Annotated in this window: 15 protein-coding genes and 2 tRNA genes; 13 read left to right on the forward strand and 4 right to left on the reverse strand. The window is 77.2% G+C overall.

Annotated features, from left to right (window positions below; genetic code table 11):
• Positions 1-73 precede the first annotated feature (73 nt).
• Both ACWIX3_RS06220 and ACWIX3_RS06225 read right to left on the reverse strand, forming a co-directional pair.
• Positions 74-1510: a phosphatase PAP2 family protein gene (locus tag ACWIX3_RS06220; protein ID WP_448611208.1), complete on the reverse strand. Its 1437-nt coding sequence runs from the start codon at positions 1508-1510 to the stop codon at positions 74-76.
• A gap of 153 nt (positions 1511-1663) precedes the next feature.
• Positions 1664-2197, reverse strand: a complete 534-nt coding sequence (locus tag ACWIX3_RS06225; RefSeq protein ID WP_448611209.1) for a CGNR zinc finger domain-containing protein — start codon at positions 2195-2197, stop codon at positions 1664-1666.
• Positions 2198-2347: 150 nt separating this feature from the next.
• Between ACWIX3_RS06225 and ACWIX3_RS06230 the strand changes: the two genes are divergently transcribed.
• The 3 genes from ACWIX3_RS06230 (at position 2348) to ACWIX3_RS06240 (ending at position 3831) form a co-directional block, all read left to right on the forward strand.
• Positions 2348-3553, forward strand: a complete 1206-nt coding sequence (locus ACWIX3_RS06230; protein WP_448611210.1) for an MFS transporter — start codon at positions 2348-2350, stop codon at positions 3551-3553.
• A 95-nt stretch (positions 3554-3648) separates the two neighbouring features.
• A tRNA-Ser gene (locus ACWIX3_RS06235) sits at positions 3649-3737 on the forward strand.
• 21 nt (positions 3738-3758) lie between these two features.
• Positions 3759-3831 (forward strand) — tRNA-Arg (locus ACWIX3_RS06240).
• Between the two features lie 277 nt (positions 3832-4108).
• Here ACWIX3_RS06240 and ACWIX3_RS06245 read toward each other — a convergent pair.
• Positions 4109-4630 (reverse strand): DUF2269 family protein, encoded by a 522-nt coding sequence (locus ACWIX3_RS06245; protein WP_448611211.1) that lies wholly within the window; start codon positions 4628-4630, stop codon positions 4109-4111.
• Between the two features lie 96 nt (positions 4631-4726).
• On the opposite strand from ACWIX3_RS06245, the gene ACWIX3_RS06250 reads away from it, so the two are divergent.
• Positions 4727-5158 carry a MarR family winged helix-turn-helix transcriptional regulator gene (locus ACWIX3_RS06250; protein ID WP_448611212.1) on the forward strand — a complete coding sequence of 144 codons (432 nt, stop codon included), beginning with the start codon at positions 4727-4729 and terminating at the stop codon, positions 5156-5158.
• Positions 5159-5448: 290 nt separating this feature from the next.
• Here ACWIX3_RS06250 and ACWIX3_RS06255 read toward each other — a convergent pair whose 3' ends face one another.
• On the reverse strand, positions 5449-6765 hold the full coding sequence (locus ACWIX3_RS06255) for an alpha-hydroxy-acid oxidizing protein (protein WP_448611213.1): 1317 nt from the start codon (positions 6763-6765) through the stop codon (positions 5449-5451).
• Between the two features lie 185 nt (positions 6766-6950).
• On the opposite strand from ACWIX3_RS06255, the gene ACWIX3_RS06260 reads away from it, so the two are divergent.
• The 9 genes from ACWIX3_RS06260 (at position 6951) to ACWIX3_RS06300 (ending at position 16237) form a co-directional block, all read left to right on the forward strand.
• The gene (locus ACWIX3_RS06260; protein ID WP_448611214.1) at positions 6951-7640 is read left to right on the forward strand and encodes a hypothetical protein; all 690 of its coding nucleotides are present in this window, start codon (positions 6951-6953) and stop codon (positions 7638-7640) included.
• A 25-nt stretch (positions 7641-7665) separates the two neighbouring features.
• Positions 7666-8181, forward strand: a complete 516-nt coding sequence (locus ACWIX3_RS06265; RefSeq protein ID WP_448611215.1) for a MarR family winged helix-turn-helix transcriptional regulator — start codon at positions 7666-7668, stop codon at positions 8179-8181.
• A gap of 145 nt (positions 8182-8326) precedes the next feature.
• On the forward strand, positions 8327-9826 hold the full coding sequence (locus ACWIX3_RS06270) for an HAD-IIIA family hydrolase (RefSeq protein ID WP_448611216.1): 1500 nt from the start codon (positions 8327-8329) through the stop codon (positions 9824-9826).
• Positions 9823-10842, forward strand: a complete 1020-nt coding sequence (locus ACWIX3_RS06275) for a glycosyltransferase family 9 protein (protein WP_448611217.1) — start codon at positions 9823-9825, stop codon at positions 10840-10842. The genes ACWIX3_RS06270 and ACWIX3_RS06275 overlap by 4 nt, the downstream gene beginning before the upstream one ends.
• Positions 10839-11831 (forward strand): glycosyltransferase, encoded by a 993-nt coding sequence (locus ACWIX3_RS06280; protein ID WP_448611218.1) that lies wholly within the window; start codon positions 10839-10841, stop codon positions 11829-11831. The genes ACWIX3_RS06275 and ACWIX3_RS06280 overlap by 4 nt, the downstream gene beginning before the upstream one ends.
• Complete coding sequence (locus ACWIX3_RS06285) at positions 11828-13099, forward strand: glycosyltransferase (protein ID WP_448611219.1); 1272 nt, start codon at positions 11828-11830, stop codon at positions 13097-13099. The genes ACWIX3_RS06280 and ACWIX3_RS06285 overlap by 4 nt, the downstream gene beginning before the upstream one ends.
• Positions 13096-13776, forward strand: a complete 681-nt coding sequence (locus ACWIX3_RS06290) for a D-sedoheptulose-7-phosphate isomerase (RefSeq protein ID WP_448611220.1) — start codon at positions 13096-13098, stop codon at positions 13774-13776. The genes ACWIX3_RS06285 and ACWIX3_RS06290 overlap by 4 nt, the downstream gene beginning before the upstream one ends.
• Positions 13773-15176, forward strand: a complete 1404-nt coding sequence (gene rfaE2 / locus ACWIX3_RS06295) for a D-glycero-beta-D-manno-heptose 1-phosphate adenylyltransferase (protein WP_448611221.1) — start codon at positions 13773-13775, stop codon at positions 15174-15176. Before ACWIX3_RS06290 ends, rfaE2 begins: the two co-directional genes overlap by 4 nt.
• Before the next feature lie 149 nt (positions 15177-15325).
• Complete coding sequence (locus ACWIX3_RS06300) at positions 15326-16237, forward strand: glycosyltransferase family 9 protein (RefSeq protein WP_448611222.1); 912 nt, start codon at positions 15326-15328, stop codon at positions 16235-16237.
• Positions 16238-16284: the final 47 nt, after the last annotated feature.

Here is a 16284-nt window from a genome sequence, read left to right on the forward strand (position 1 = left end):
TGGGCTCAGTGCCCCGGTCGGCGCCGGGACACCCCTGACCGGACCGTAGTGAGATCGCCGCCACTCCGCTGGGTCAAGCGGTGCGGCAGCAGTAGACCGTCAGCGTCCCGTGCTTCGCGAACTCGAACGCGGTGGCCGGCTCCGCGGTCTCGCCGTCGTAGGCCACCACCTGCGGGCCCGACCGGGAGACCACCCGCACCCGCCGCGCCTGCGTCTCGGCGTAGCCGGAGACGTGCGAGCTCACGCCCAGCAGCGAGCCGAGGACGGCGCGGGTGCGGCTGAAGCGGACGTCGGCGCGCAGGTACTGGACGTCGAGCAGCCCGTCCTCCAGCCGCGGCCTCCAGGCCGGAGCCAGCCCGCGCGGGGTGTAGCGGCAGTTCCCGACGAAGAGGATCCACACCGACACCGGCTGCCCGTCGAGCAGCAGCGACACCGGCGTCCCCCGGCGGAGGGTCTGCGCCGCGGCAACCGTCATCGCCGCCCACCGGCCCAGCCGGCCGGCCAGTGCGTCGCGGCGGCGGACCATCTCGGGGTAGCTGCCGATGCTGGCGGTGTTGAGGAACGGCGTCCCGTTGACCTCCGCGACGTCGACCTCGACCGCCTGGCCGGAGACGACGGCCGCGGCCGCGGACCCGAGGGTGTGCACGCCGACGTCGCGGGCGAAGTGGTTGAGCGTGCCGGCGGGCAGCACCGCCAGCGGCAGGCCGTGGGCCACCGCCACGGCGGCTGCGGCCGCGACGCTGCCGTCGCCGCCGGCCACGCCCAGCGCCCGCGCCCGGCCGGTGCGGGCCGCCTCCTCCAGCAGGCCCGAGATCGTCGTCCCCGCGCTCTGCTCGCGCACGTCGGCGCGGGGCAGCAGCCGGCGGACCGCCGCGGCCGGGTCGTAGTCCGCGGGACCCGACCGCGGGTTCACCGCGACGACCAGGCCGTCGCCGCCGGGCAGCGCCGGTGCGCGGCGCGCCGTCCGCACCCGGGCGGGCGCCGACGGCCGCACCGGCCACCAGCGCCGGCCGCCCAGGGCGACCGCCGCGCCGACGGCCAGACCGGCGACGACGTCGCCCGGGTAGTGCACGCCGACGTGCACCCGCGAGTAGCCGACGGTGAGTGCCAGCGGCGCGAGCACGGCCCCGGCGGCCGGGCACTCGAGCGCGACGCCGGTGACGAAGGCCCCGGCCGAGGAGGCGTGCCCGCTGGGGAAGGAGTGCGTGGTCAACGACTCGTGCAGCAGGCGGTGGACCGGGTGTGCGCCCAGGTCGGGACGGCGGCGGCCGAACACCGGCTTGAGCGCGGTGTTGACCAGCCCGCTCGAGACCGCCATCGAGGCCAGCCCGCGGACCGCGCTGCGCCGCAGGGCGCCGCGGCGGAGGACCAGCACGGAGCCGATCGCCATCCAGAGGCGGCCGTGGTCGGCGGCGGTGGTCAGCCGGCGCAGCCAGGCGTCGGCGGGGGTGTCCGGCAGCCCGCCGACCAGGGAGTGCAGGCGCACGTCCCAGTGCCGGGCCCCCTGCATGCACCCGACGCTAGCCGTACGCCCCGGCCCTCTGCGGGGGGCGGGCGGCCCCGTCCAGGGCCTCGGCCCGGGCTCGCGGAGGGAGGGGAGGACGGCACCCCCTGCAGGGTCCCGCCGCGAGCGTTCCAGCGGTGAGGGCAGGGAGGTCCTCGTTCAGGTCTTGCGGCGGGCGCGGTAGGCGGCGACCGTCGAGCGGCTGGCGCAGGTGTTGGAGCAGTACCGGCGGCTGGCGTTGCGCGAGGTGTCGACGTAGACGTCGTCGCAGCCCTCGGCGGAGCAGACGCCGATCCGCTGCCAGCCGTGCTGGACGACGACCTGCGACAGGCCCATCGCCACCGTCGTCGTCAGCTGCTCGAGCAGTGGCGCGTCGGGACGCGCGTAGTGCAGGTGCAGCGCGCCGTCGTGGTCGGTGGCGTAGGGCTTCGGGTGCGCCAGGGCGAGCAGCGCGTTGAGCCGGTCCATCACCTCCCCCTCCGACCCGGCGACGGCGACGGCGCGGACCAGCTCGGCGGTCGTGGCCGCCTGACCGGTCTCGTCGGGGGAGAGGTCGAGGACGGTGCCGGGCGAGAACCACTCGTCGTGGGCGCGCAGGAACGCCGTGGCCCAGTCCGGCCCGGCGTCCCGGTCGGCGTTGGCCAGGTCGATGGCCAGCTCGACCGCTGTGGACCCGTAGGTGTCGTAGTCCATGGAATCCCCTGCCGCTGGAGTGCCGCTGACACGCCGTAGGTGGCGTAACCGACTTGACCCCCTACGCCGCCGTCCGTAGCGTGTAGGGAGTCAACAGGGTTTGACCCCCTACTCTTCCCGTTCCGCGTTGCTCGTCGAAGTGAGTTCCTCGTGCGTTCGTACCTGTCCGTCTGGCGTCTGCCGTCCGCTCCGGTGCTGCTGGTCGCCGGCTTCGCCGGCCGTCTCCCGTCGGCCATGGTCCCGCTCGCGCTGCTGCTCATGGTGCAGCAGCAGACCGGTTCCTACGCCGTCGCCGGTCTCGCGTCGGCCACCTACGGCCTGGCGATGGCCGGGATGGCGCCGGTGCTCGGCCGGCTGGCCGACCGTCGCAGCCCGCGACCGGTCCTGCTGGGCCAGGCCGCGGCCTTCCCGCTGCTGCTGACCCTGCTCGTGGCCGTCGTCCTCGGCGGTGCCCCGACGGCGGCGATCGTCGCCGCCTCGGCCGTCGCCGGCGCCGGGACGCCGCTGGTGTCCGGTGCGGTGCGTGCGCTGTGGTCCCGCGTCGACCCGCGGGTGCGGGGCACCGCCTACGCCCTCGACGCCACCGCCACCGAGCTGGTCTTCGTGGCCGGTCCGACGCTCGTGGCCGCGCTGGCGGTGCTGGCCACGCCGGCGTGGGCGGTCGCCGTCGCTGGTGTGCTGGCCGTGGCGGGTGCGCTCGGCATCGCGACCTCGGGCGCGATGCGCGGTTGGGTGTCGGTGCCGGTGGCGCACCGCGCCAGCGCGTTCGCCACGGTCCTCGCCCCGGGTATGCCACGGGTGCTGGTCAGCGGCGCGGCGTTGATGCTCGGCTTCGGTGCGCTCGAGGTCGCCGTCCCCGCGTTCGCCGACGCCGCCGGGACGCCCGGGATGTCCGGCGTTCTGCTCGCCCTGTGGTCGCTGGGCTCGGTGGCCGGCGGGCTGTGGTTCGGCGCCCGGGTGGTCAGCGTCTCGCTGCCGCGGCAGTACCGCTGGCTGCTGCTCGGCGTGACGATCGGTCTCGCGCCGCTCACCGCGGCGTCGGACCCGTGGGTGCTCGGCGCGCTGCTGTTCCTGGGCGGGACGGCGATCGCCCCGACGCTGACGGTGCAGAACTCGCTGGTGGGCGCGATCGCCCCGGCGCACGCCACCACCGAGGCCTTCACGTGGCTGTCGACGATGGCCACCGGCGCCTCCGCGGTGGGCGCCGCGCTCGGCGGTGCGCTGATCGAGAGCCGGTCCGGGGTCAGCGGCAGCCTGCTGCTCGCCGTCGCCGGGGCCGCCCTCGCGGTGCTGGTGACGCTGGTGCCCGGCCGCCGTCCGGCCGGCGACCGAGTGTCGGAGCCCGTCGCGGTCTGAGGCCCTCCGTCCGGGGCCTGGGAACCCTGGGCGGAACCCCTCCCGGGGCGCTGGTAGTCTCTGTCCTCGGTGGTTCCGGGGGGACTCGGACCCCGGGAGGCTTCGCCTAGTCCGGTCTATGGCGCCGCACTGCTAATGCGGTTTGGGTTAATCCCCATCCCGGGTTCAAATCCCGGAGCCTCCGCGCACGACAACTGAACAGCACGCACCCGTAGCTCAACGGATAGAGCATCTGACTACGGATCAGAAGGTTAGGGGTTCGAATCCCTTCGGGTGCACGTCTGGTTGAGACAGCACAGCGGCTCCGTCCTCCGGGACGGGGCCGCTGTTCTCTTCCCGGGACACTTCCCCCGCCGACCCGCCGACCCGCCGACCCGCCGGCGGCGCTTGCGCCGCGTCGGCCGCCCTCCACCCGAGTCGATCATGGGGTTGTCGCAGGCGACACGCGGGGACACGCCGCCGGCCGGGGCCACAACCCCGTGATCACGGCGGGGCAGCTCACGGCGGGCGGCGGAGGCCCGCCCGGGGCGTCCGAGCCGTGGCCGGCCTCGCCGGTCACCGGCGGCGGGTCGGCCCCCAGGGCTTCCAGATGGCCAGGACCGAGGCGACGAGCAGCGCGGTGCCCGACACGAAGGCCGGGAACAGCAGGTCCAGCGGGATGCGCCCGAGGTGCTCGGTCAGTCCGGCGTCGGCCTGGCGCGCCAGGCCGGCCACCTCGGCCAGCCGGGGCCGGAGGAGCACGGGCACGAGTGCGACCAGCACCAGGTTGATCAGCAGCTTGACCAGCACCCAGCGGGTGCGGACGACGCCCCAGCGGCTGGCCAGCCCGAGCAGCACGCCCGACGCGAGGCTGAGCAGGCCCAGGGTGAGCAGGACCGGGACGGCGAAGACGTGCAGTGCCGTGTAGCAGGCGGCCACGCGGGCGGGGTCGTCGGAGACGAAGGCGGTCACGGCGAGCACCCCGAGGACGACGTCGGCGCCGAACCACCCGAGCGAGGCGGCCAGGTGGACCAGCAGGACCACCCGGCGGGTGTGGCGGCCCGGTCGCAGCTGGACGGCGGGAGCGGTGGCGGTCATCGCGCGCCTCCTGGGAGGGGTCGGCCGCCTCCCACGCTACGGCAAACCGTTAGGGACCAAAAGATCAGGTCCCTGTCATTTTGGTACGGTGTCGCCGTGCCCCGCCCTCCGGCCGGCCCGCCGATCGGGCTGCTCCTCCACCAGGTGGCCCGCGAGGTCAGCCGGGCGTTCGACGCGCGACTGGCGGCAGCGGGTGGGTCGCGGGCCGTGTGGCTGGTCCTGGTGGCGCTGCGCCCCGGGGCGGTCGCCAGCCAGCGAGAGCTCGCCGACGCGCTCGGCGTGCGTGCGGCCACGCTGACCCAGCAGCTCGACGCCATGGAGGCCGCGGGTCTGGTCGCCCGCGGTCGCGACCCCGGCAACCGGCGCGTGCACCGGGTCGAGCTGACCGCTGCCGGGCTGCAGCTGTTCGACCGGCTGCGGGACGCCGCGCGGGCCCACGACGAGCAGCTGCGCGCCGGCCTGGACCCGGAGGACCTCGCCCGGCTCGCGGCGACGCTGGAGCGGATGCGCCGGAACGTCACCGGTTGACCCGGGCGCCCACCCGACGTCGTGGTGACCATGGATTCGTTGCGGGTGACACGCGCGAACACTCCGCGGACAGTGGCAACAACCCCATGATCATGCGCGGGGAGGAGTGGAGGCCGGCAGAGGCCTCGCGGGAGATGAGGGGCGGGGGGCCGGTCCTGACGGTCTGGCCGCGTTGGTCGGTCCTCCCAGCAGTGGGAGGCCACTCGTTGCCGGCTGCCCCCGCCCGTCCCAACTGTGACCCACGTCACTGCTGAGGGCAAGCCCGCCCGGCGTGTCGGGCGACCGCCTGCTCAGCCGACCCGGCGCAGCACCTCCGGGGAGAGCTGGTCGACCGACGTGTGGCCGCTCAGGCCCAGCGTGAGGTCGAACTCGCCGAGCACGTCGCACACCACCTGGCGCACGCCCTCCTCGCCGGCCAGGGCCAGCCCCCAGGCGAACGGCCGGCCGAGCAGCACCGCCCGCGCCCCCAGCGCGACCGCGGTGAGGACGTCGGCGCCGCTGCGCACCCCGCTGTCGAGCAGCACCGGCGCCCGGCCGTCCACCGCGGCCACGACGTCGGGCAGGGCGTCCAGCGCGGAGAGCGAGCGGTCGACCTGCCGGCCGCCGTGGGTGCTCACCACCAGGCCGTCCACGCCCTCGTCGACGGCGCGGCGGGCGTCGTCGGGGTGCAGCACGCCCTTGAGCACGATCGGCAGCCGGGTGCGGGCCCGCAGCCAGGCGAGGTCGGCCCAGGTGATCGAGGGCCGGGAGTAGATCGCGAGGAACGTCTCGACCGCGGCCCGCGGCAACGGCGAGCGCAGGTTGTCCCGCAGCGGCCCCGGCCAGGCCCGCGCCATGCCGACCAGCGCGCGCACCGCCGCGAGCGTGGGACGCGGCTGCCGGTCCCGGCCGGCCGCGGCGCCGGGCTCGGCCGGTGCGGGGGCGGCGGACGCCGCCGCCCGCTCCTCGGTCAGCCTCCGGAACACCGGGTCGGAGGTGTACTGCGCGATGCCCTTGCCCAGCGCGAACGGCAGGTGGCCCAGGTCCAGGTCGCGGGGCCGCCAGCCGAGCATCGTGGTGTCGAGGGTGACCACCAGCGCGTCGCAGCCACTGGCCTCCGCCCGTCCGACCAGGCTCTCGACCAGCTCGTCCGACGTCGACCAGTACAGCTGGAACCACCGCGGGGCCGAGCCCATCACGGCGGCGCACTCCTCCATGGGCACCGACGCCTGGTTGGAGAAGACCACGGGCACGCCGAGGGGCGCCGCCGCGCGGGCCACCGCGAGGTCGGCCGCCGGGTGCACCAGCTCGAGCGCGCCGACCGGACCGAGCAGCAGCGGCGCGGGCAGTCGCCGTCCGAACAGCTCGACGGAGGTGTCGCGCACGCTCACGTCCCGCAGCACCCGGGGGACGACGGCCCACCGGTCGAACGCCACGCGGTTGGCCCGCTGGGTCGTCTCGTCCCCGGCTCCGCCAGCGACGTAGGAGTAGGCGCGGGCGCCCAGCCGCTCGCGCGCGCGGCGCTGCAGCGCCCGGGCGGCGGTGGGCACCCGCGGCCGGTGGCCGTACACCCCCGCGCGGTAGACCTCGTCCTGCCGGCGGCGCCCCGTACCCGCTGCTGAGTCCACGCGGACACCGTAGTGAGCGCTGGGTCACAGCCGGTCGGACGGTCCCGGACCGGAATTCTCCCGACACGCCGCGACGACACGCGCGACCCACTGGTAAACCCGGGTCGACGGCCGGGTTCCCCCGGCATCATGGGCGGCGCCGGTGCACCGCAGGCGCGCCGGCGCGAGACCAGGGGGAAGTGCACGTGCAGGTGGCCACCAGGCCGGCGTCCGTCGTCGTCATGGCGCTCGCCCTGCTCTGTGCCGGTGCCGCCCTCGCCGGGCCCGCGGCCGCCGCCGACGACGCCGCCCGTCCCGACGCCCGCGTCACCCACGGACCCAGCTGCCGCCCCGGCGGTGTCGTCGTCGAGATCACCGGGGGCACCGTCGGCCACGCGGTCACGCTGGGCACCGGACGCCGCCCCGCGGGGGAGGCCGCCGCCGACGTCGCGCCCGGTGCCGTCGTCGTGCTGAGCACCGGGGAGGTCGACTGGGGCGAGACCATCGACCCCTTCCTCGCGTACGCGGCCCTGGACGGCTCGGGCGCCGGCTGGGTCGACGAGTTGACCGGCTACAGCTTCACCCGGCCGGCCGCCGAGGACTGCGCGGCCATCAGCGCACCCGGTGGCGCGGCGGTGGTCCCGCGGGCCGGTGAGATGGTGCCGGTCCCGGGCCTGCCCCACCCCAGCAGCGCCGCTCCGGCCGGCACTCCCCACGGGACACCCGCCGTCGCGGTCTCCGCGCAGGAGGCGGCCGCGGTCATCGGCGGCATCCCCTGGCCGCTGCTGGCCGCCGGCGGGTCACTGGTCGTCTCCGGCGCCGGCCTCGCCCTCGTCGCCGGGAGCCGGCGACCGCGGGCGCGGGGCCGGGCGCCGTCGTCCATCGGGAGCGCCTGAGCGCTCCGTCGGCGACGATGGACGCGTGGCCCGCCCCGAGGACGCCCTGGCTCCGGAAGTCCCCACCGAGCACGTGCCCGGGGACGTTGCCCATGTGCCCGGTGCGCTACCGCGTCCGGCCGAGACCTGGCTGCGCATCGTGCAGGTGCACGACCGCATCACCCGCCGCGTCGACTCCGCCCTGCACCGCCGGCACGACCTCTCGCTCACCGGCTACGAGGCGCTGCGGCGGATCGCCGAGGCGCCCGGCGAGCGGGCCACGATGGGCGAGCTCGCCGAGGCGCTCGGCATCTCCCGCGCCGGGGTGACCAGCACCGTCACCCGCCTGGTCACCGAGGGCCTCGTCGTCCGCGAGCGCTCGTCGGGGGACAAGCGGCTGCTGCACGCCCGGCTCACCCCTGCCGGGCGGGCCAAGGTCGAGGACGCCCGGCCCACCCACGACGGCCTGGTCGCCCACCTGCTCACCCTGTTGGGTGACGACGCCGCCGTCGTCACCGACGCCCTCGCCCGGGTCTCCGCAGCCGCCCGCACCCGCCGCTGAAGCAGCCCCGCCCCCGCTGCTCGGCCCCGTGAGGGCACCGCCTCGAGCTGGCGAGGGGTGGGGAGGACGGGGTCCTCCTCCTCGTCCGGGGGACACTTCAAGCCCGTAGTGTTTCCCGGCCCGCAGGTCCGGGCAGGACGCGATCATGCAGGTGGGGATCGAGCAGTGCTCCGTGGTCGTGCCGACCGTCGGCCGGCCGTCGCTGGACGTGCTGCTCGACGCCCTCGCGCAGCCCCCCGGGCCCCGCCCGGCCGAACTGGTGCTGGTCGACGACCGGCCCGGCGGCGAGCCGCTGCGGCCCGAGCGGCCGGGCCTGCCGCCCGTGCGCGTGGTGCGCACCGGCGGCGGCGGTCCGGCCGGCGCCCGCAACCTCGGCTGGCGGAGCGTGCGCACCGAGTGGGTGGCCTTCCTCGACGACGACGTGGTCCCCGACCCCGACTGGTACCAGCGGCTGGCCGAGGACCTCTCCGACCTGCCGGCCGACGTCGCCGGCAGCCAGGGCCGGGTGCGGGTGCCGCTGCCCGAGGGCCGCCGGCCCACCGACTGGGAGCGCGGCACCGCGGGCCTGGCCACCAGCTCCTGGATCACCGCCGACCTCGCCTACCGCCGCGCCGCCCTGGCCGCCGTCGGCGGCTTCGACGAGCGCTTCCCCCGTGCCTTCCGCGAGGACTCCGACCTCGCCCTGCGGGTCATGGACACCGGCGCCCGGCTGGTCCGCGGGCAGCGCCGGATCACCCACCCGGTGCGCCCGGTCGACCGCTGGGTGAGCGTCCGCGTGCAGGCCGGCAACGCCGACGACGTCCTCATGCGGCGGCTGCACGGCCCCGACTGGCGGGAGCGCGCCGACGCGCCGCTGGGCCGCCGGCCGCGGCACCTGGCCGTCACCGCCGCCGGGCTGGCTGCCGTCGGCCTCGCCGCCGCCCGCCGGCCGCGGGCGGCGCTCGCTGCCGCCCTGGCCTGGGCCGCCGGCACCGGCGAGTTCGCCTGGGCGCGGATCGCCCCCGGGCCGCGCGACCGCGCCGAGGTCGCCACCATGCTCGCCACCAGCGCGCTGATCCCGCCGCTGGCCACCTGGCACTTCCTGCGCGGCGCCGTGCAGCACCGCCGCGTGCGGCCGTGGCGCGGGCTGCCCGACCTGGTGCTGTTCGACCGCGACGGCACCCTCGTGCGCGACTACCCGTACAACGGCGACCCGGCGCTGGTGAAGCCCGTGCCCGGCGCGCGGGAGGCCGTCGAGGCGCTGCGTGCCCGCGGCGTCCGGGTCGGCGTGGTGAGCAACCAGTCCGGCGTCGCCCGCGGGCTGATCACCCGCGAGCAGGTCGACGCCTGCATGGCCCGGCTGGGCGAGCTGCTCGGCCCGTTCGACACCGTCCAGGTCTGCCCGCACGGGCCGGACGACGGCTGCAGCTGCCGCAAGCCCGCGCCCGGGATGGTCAAGGCCGCCTGCGCCGAGCTCGACGTCGACCCCGCCCGCTGCGTGGTCATCGGCGACATCGGGGCCGACGTCGAGGCCGCGGCCGCCGCCGGGGCGTCGGGGGTCCTCGTGCCGACGCCGGTCACGCGGCGGACCGAGGTCGAGGCGGCACCCCGCCGCGCGGCCACGCTGCCCGAGGCGGTCGAGCAGGTCCTGGCGGGCGAGTGGTGACCCGCCGCCGCACCGTCCTGGTCGCCCGGCTGGACTCGGTCGGCGACGTCCTGGTCCAGGGGCCGCTCGTGCGGGCCGTGGCCGCCGGCGCCGACCGCGTGGTGTTCCTCGCCGGCCCGGCCGGCGCGGAGGCCGCCCAGCTGCTGCCCGGCGTCGACGAGGTCTGGACCTGGGCCTGTCCCTGGATCCTCGGGAACCCGCCGCCGGTCGACGCGGGCGACCTCGCCGCGCTCACCGAGCGGGTCCGGGCCCTCGCCCCCGACGAGGCCCTGATCTCCACGTCCTTCCACCAGTCGCCCCTGCCCCTGGCGCTGGTGCTGCGCACCGCCGGCGTGCCGCGGATCTCCGCGACCAGCGTGGACTACCCCGGGTCGCTGCTCGACGTCCGCCACCGGGTGGACCAGGAGGACGACACGGACCTGCCCGAGCCCGAGCGGGCCCTGTCCCTCGCCCGCGCCGCGGGCTTCGACCTGCCGGCCGGCGACGACGGCCGGCTCGCCGTGCGCCGGCCCCTGCCCCCGGTCGCGCACGAACGCGGCCACCTCGTCCTGCACCCCGGCGCCTCGGTCCCCGCGCGCGCCTGGCCGGCCCGGCGCTGCGCCGAGGCGGTCGAGGCCCTCACCGACGCCGGCCACCGGGTGCTGGTCACGGGCGGGCCGGGGGAGCGCGAGCTCACCGCGGCGGTCGCCGGCACCCGCGGCGTGGACCTCGGCGGTGCGCTGAGCCTGGCCGAGCTGGCGGCGGTGCTCGACGGCGCGGCCGCGGTCGTCGTCGGCAACACCGGCCCCGCGCACCTGGCCGCCGCTGTCGGGACGCCCGTGGTCTCCCTGTTCTCCCCGGTCGTGCCGGCCGCGCGGTGGGCGCCCTACGGCGTGCCGACCGTGCTGCTCGGCGACCAGGACGCCCCCTGCCGGCTGACCCGGGCCCGCGAGTGCCCGGTGCCCGGCCACCCCTGTCTCTCGTCGGTGAGCGCAGCCGACGTCGTCGCTGCCGTGGAGAAGGTGATCGCCGCGTGAGGGTCCTGCTCTGGCACGTGCACGGGTCGTGGACGACGGCGTTCGTCCAGGGCCGGCACGAGTACCTGCTGCCCGTGGTGGTCGGTCCCGGGGGGAGCCGCAGCCCCGACGGGCTGGGTCGCGCCCGCACCTGGGACTGGCCGGCGTCGGCCCGCGAGGTGACGCCGGAGCAGCTGCGCGGGGAGGACGTCGACGTCGTCGTCCTGCAGCGCACCCGCGACCTCGAGCTGGTGCGCGCGTGGCTGGGCCGCGAGCCGGGCCGGGACCTGCCCGCCGTCTTCCTCGAGCACAATGCGCCGGGGCTGGAGCCGGGCGACGGGCCGGTGCCGCACACCCGCCACCCGCTGGCCGACCGCTCGGACATCCCGATCGCGCACGTCACGCACTTCAACGAGCTCTTCTACGACAACGGGCGGGCGCCGACGACGGTCATCGAGCACGGCATCGTCGACCCCGGCGAGCGGTACACCGGCGAGCTGGCGCGGGCGGCCGTCGTCACCAACGAGCCGGTCCGGCGCGGCCGCACGGTCGGCGCCGACCTGCTGCCGGGGCTCGCCGCGGTCGCCCCGGTCGACGTGTTCGGCATGGGTCTGGCCGGGCTGCACGAGCGGTACGGCCTCGACCCCGACCGCGTCGCGCTGCACGACGACCCGCCGCAGGCCGCGATGCACACGGAGCTGGCCCGCCGCCGGGTGTACGTGCACCCGGTCCGGTGGACCTCCCTCGGGCTCTCGCTGCTCGAGGCGATGCACCTGGGCCTGCCGGTGGTCGCCCTGGCCACCACCGAGGTCGTGGAGGCGGTGCCGGCCGAGGCCGGCGTGCTCTCCACCCGTCCCGGCGTCCTGTGGGACGCCGTCCGCACCTACCTGCACGACGAGGACGCCGCCCGGCTGGCCGGCAAGGCGGCGCGCGCCGCCGCACTGGAGCGGTACGGACTCCCTCGTTTCCTCAGTGACTGGGACGTCCTTCTCGAGGAGGTGACCCGGTGATCACCGACCGGCCGGGCGCGTGGCCGCTCACCATCGACTTGGTCTCCGAGCACGCCAGCCCGCTCGCCGCCATCGGCGGGGTGGACGCGGGCGGCCAGAACGTGCACGTCGCGGCGCTCGCCGCGGGCCTGGCCCGACGCGGGCACGCGGTGACGGTGCACACCCGCCGGGAGGACCCCGACCAGCCCGCCCGCGTGACCACCGACGACGGCTACGACGTCGCGCACGTGACCGCGGGGCCGGCCGCGGTGCTGCCCAAGGACGACCTGCTGCGGCACATGCCCGAGTTCGCCTCGGTGCTGCGCCGGGAGTGGGCGCAGCGACCGCCGGACCTCGTGCACGCGCACTTCTGGATGAGCGGGCTGGCCTCGGTCGCCGCCGCGGGCGCCGGGGCGGCGGGGGCGATACCGGTCGTGCAGACCTTCCACGCCCTCGGCTCGGTGAAGCGCCGCCACCAGGGTGCAGCCGACACCTCGCCGCCGCAGCGCATCGAGCTGGAGCGCTCGCTGTGCCGCACCGTCAGCCACGTCGTCGCCACCTGCTCCGACGAGGTCTTCGAGCTGCGCCGGCTGGGCCTGGACAGCGACCGGGTCTCCGTCGTGCCGTGCGGCGTCGACACCAGCGTGTTCACGCCCCGGGGTCCGGTCGCGCCGCGGGGTGAGCGCAAGCGCCTGCTCGTCCTGGGCCGGCTGGTCGAGCGCAAGGGCCAGGAGGACGCCGTCCGCGCGCTGGCCGCCGTCCCCGACGCCGAGCTGGTGGTCGTCGGCGGGCCGCCGGCCCCCCGGCTGGACGACGACGCCGAGGTCCGCCGGCTGCGCGCGGTCGCCGCCTCGCTGGGCGTCGCCGACCGGCTGGTCTTCACCGGCGCGGTGGCGCGGGCCGACGTCCCGGCGTGGATCCGCTCGGCCGACGTCGTGCTGGCCGTGCCCTGGTACGAGCCCTTCGGCATCACCCCGCTGGAGGCCATGGCCTGCGGCCGTCCGGTGGTCGCCACCGCGGTCGGCGGGCTGCAGGACTCCGTCGCCGACGGGGTCACCGGCGCCCTGGTCCCGCCGCGGGACCCGGCCCGGCTCGGCGAGGTGCTCGCCGAGCTGCTGGCCGACGACGCCCGCCGCACCGCCTACGGCGCCGCGGGCGTGCAGCGGGCCCGCAACCGCTACCGGTGGGCCCGCGTGGTCGCCGACACCGACACCGTCTACCGGCAGGTCCTGGCCGGCCCCGTACGCACTGATGACAGCGGCACGAGCCCCGTGGAGGTCGCCCGATGAACCCCGCCCCCCTGTCCGAGGCGCCGCACTCCACGAGCGAGGTGGTCTCGCCCGACACCTGCACCCACCTCACCGGCGCCGACCACGTCGCCTCGCTGGCCGCCGCACTGCGCTCGCTGGAGGGCCAGCTCGACACCCTGGACCGCTGGGGCCGGCTGATCGCCGACGTCCTCTGCGGCGAGGACCGCGGGCGGCTGCTCGCGGCGGGCAACGGTGGCAGCGCCGCGCAGGCGCAGCACCTGACCGCCGAGCTGGTCGGGCGCTACCGGGCGGACCGGCCGCCGTTCTCGGCGATCTGCCTGACCGCCGAGACCTCCTCGCTCACCGCGATCGCGAACGACTACCCGGCCGACGAGCTGTTCGCCCGGCAGGTCGAGGCGCACGGGCGGGCCGGCGACGTGCTGGTGCTGCTGTCGACGTCCGGCCGCAGTCCCAACGCCGTCGCCGCCGCCCGCCGGGCCCGCGAGTGCGGCATCACCGTGCTGGCGATGACCGGCCCGGCGCCCAACCCGCTGGCCGGAGCGTGCGACGACGCGGTCTGCATCGACTCCCCGTGGACGGCGACCGTGCAGGAGTGCCACCTCGTCGCGCTGCACCTGGTCTGCGCCGCCTTCGACGCGGCCGTGCTGGCCGAGCCGGCCCGGGTGCCGGAGGCCCGGCTCGGGGTCGCGCAGTGAGCGCTCGCGCGGCCGGGAGGCGAGCGCTCGTCGTCGTCGGGGACGCGCTGCTCGACGTCGACCTGGTCGGGACGGCGTCCCGGCTCACCCCCGACGCGCCCGTGCCGGTCGTCGAGGACGTCGAGACCCGGGAGCGCCCCGGCGGTGCCGCCCTGGCGGCGGTCATCGCGGCCAGGGCGACCCGCCGGGAGGTCGTGCTGGTCGCCCCGATGGCCGACGACGAGGACGCCGACCGGCTGCGTGCGCTGCTGGCCGGCCGGGTGCGGCTGGTGGAGATCCCGGCGACCGGCGGGACGGCCGTGAAGCGCCGGGTGCGGGTGGGCGACCACTCGGTGGCCCGCATCGACAGCGGCGCCCCGGTGGCCGGGCTCGGCGCGCTCCCCGCGGAGGCGGCCGACGCCGTCCGTGGGGCCGCGGCGGTGCTGGTCGCCGACTACGGCCGGGGGACGACGGCCGACCCGGCTGTCCGCGCGGTGCTGGCCGAGGCCGGCGGGCCGATCGTCTGGGACCCGCACCCCCGCGGTGCCGACCCGGTGCCCAACGCCCGGCTGGTCACGCCCAACGGTGCCGAGGCCGCTCGCGTGGTCTCGTCGGCTGGGATGGCCGCCGTGGTCGCCGAGGGCGACGGGCTGGCCGCGGTCGGCGCGCGGGCCGAGGCGTTGATCCGGCACTGGGGCGTCGGCGCGGTCGCGGTGACCCTGGGCGCCCGCGGTGCGCTGCTCTCCTACGGCGAGGGCGCGCCGATGGTCGTGCCCGCGACCCCGGTGGCCGGCGGGGACCCGTGCGGGGCCGGCGACTCGTTCGCGGCCGCGGCGGCGCTCGCGCTTGCCGACGGTGCGGTGACCGGTGAGGCGGTGGCGGCCGCGGTGGCCTCGGCCGGGGCCTTCGTGGCCCGCGGCGGGGCCGCGGCGTGGGACGCCGAGTCGGCTGCCGAGCCGGACGTCGTCGCCGGGCCCGGGGTGGACGGCCTGATCGCTCGGGTCCGCGCGGCGGGCGGGACGGTGGTCGCCACCGGCGGCTGCTTCGACCTGCTGCACCCCGGCCACGTCGCGACGCTGCGGGCCGCCCGCGGGCTGGGCGACTGCCTGGTGGTGTGCATCAACTCCGACGCCTCGGTGCGCCGGCTCAAGGGCCCGTCCCGGCCGCTGGTGACCGCCGCCGACCGGGCGCGGGTCCTGGAGGCGCTCGAGTTCGTCGACGCGGTCGTCGTGTTCGACGAGGACACCCCGGCCGAGGTGATCGGCCGGCTGCGCCCGGACGTGTGGGCCAAGGGCGGGGACTACGCCGGTGCCGACCTGCCCGAGGCCGCGGTGCTGCGGCGCTGGGGCGGCCAGGCCGTCGTACTGCCCTACCTCGACGGGCACTCCACGACGGCCCTGGTCGAGCGCTCCCGGGTGTGAGCAAGGACCCCCTCGCCCCCCTGGGAGGACCACGTCCCCCTCACCCCTCGCAGGCTCGGGGCGAGCCCCCGGACGCGGCCGTGGAGGCTCGGCGCGGGTGCCTGCAGCAGGGCCGTTCCAGCGCCTCGGAAGGGCGCCCGGTCGCGGTGGTGCTCCGGCCGCTGGGGCTGGGGGACCTGCTCACCGGCGTGCCCGCGATCCGGGCGGTGCGCGCCGCGGTGCCCGGCCACCGGCTGGTGCTCGCCACCACCAGGGCGCTCGAGCCGCTGGCCTCGCTCGTCGACGCGGTCGACGAGGTGCTGCCCGCCGGCGAGCTCGAGCCGCTGGACTGGCCCGGCCCGCCCCCCGAGCTCGCGGTCGACCTGCACGGCAAGGGCCCTGCCTCGCACGTCGTCGTCGCCGACCTGCGCCCGGACCGGCTGCTGACCTTCGCCAGCCCCGGCTACCCCGGGCCGACCTGGTACCCCGACGAGCACGAGGTGCGGCGCTGGTGCCGGCTGGTGTCGGAGGGGCTGGGCGTGGACGCCGACCCCGATGCGCTCGACCTCGCCGTCCCCTCGGTGCCCTCCCCGGCGCCGAGAGGCGTCGCGCTGGTGCACCCGGGCGCCGCCCACCCCGGCCGGCGCTGGCCGGCCGACCGGTTCGCCGCCGTCGCCCGGCACCTGGCCGCCGCGGGGCTCGACGTCCGGATCACCGGTGGACCGGCCGAGGTGCCGCTCGCCCGCACGGTGGCCGAGGGCGCCGGGCTGGGGGAGGACGCCGTGCTCGCCGGGCGGACGACGACGCTCGAGCTGGCCGCGGTGGTCGCCGGCGCGCGGGTCGTGGTCAGCGGGGACACCGGCATGGCGCACCTGGCGACCGCCTACCGCCGTCCCTCGGTGGTGCTGTTCGGGCCGGTGTCGCCCGCGCTGTGGGGCCCGCCGCCGCGGCCGCAGCACGTCGTCCTGTGGCACGGAGACGGCACCGGCGACCCGTGGGGCACCGAGCTCGACCCGGCGCTGGGGAGGGTGACGGTCGAGGAGGCCACCGCCGCGCTCGACGACCTGCTGGCCCGCACCTGACCCGCCCCTGCCGGACCTCCACCGCTGCTCTCCCCTGCCGGACCTCT

Source organism: Geodermatophilus sp. URMC 60 (assembly GCF_053502585.1).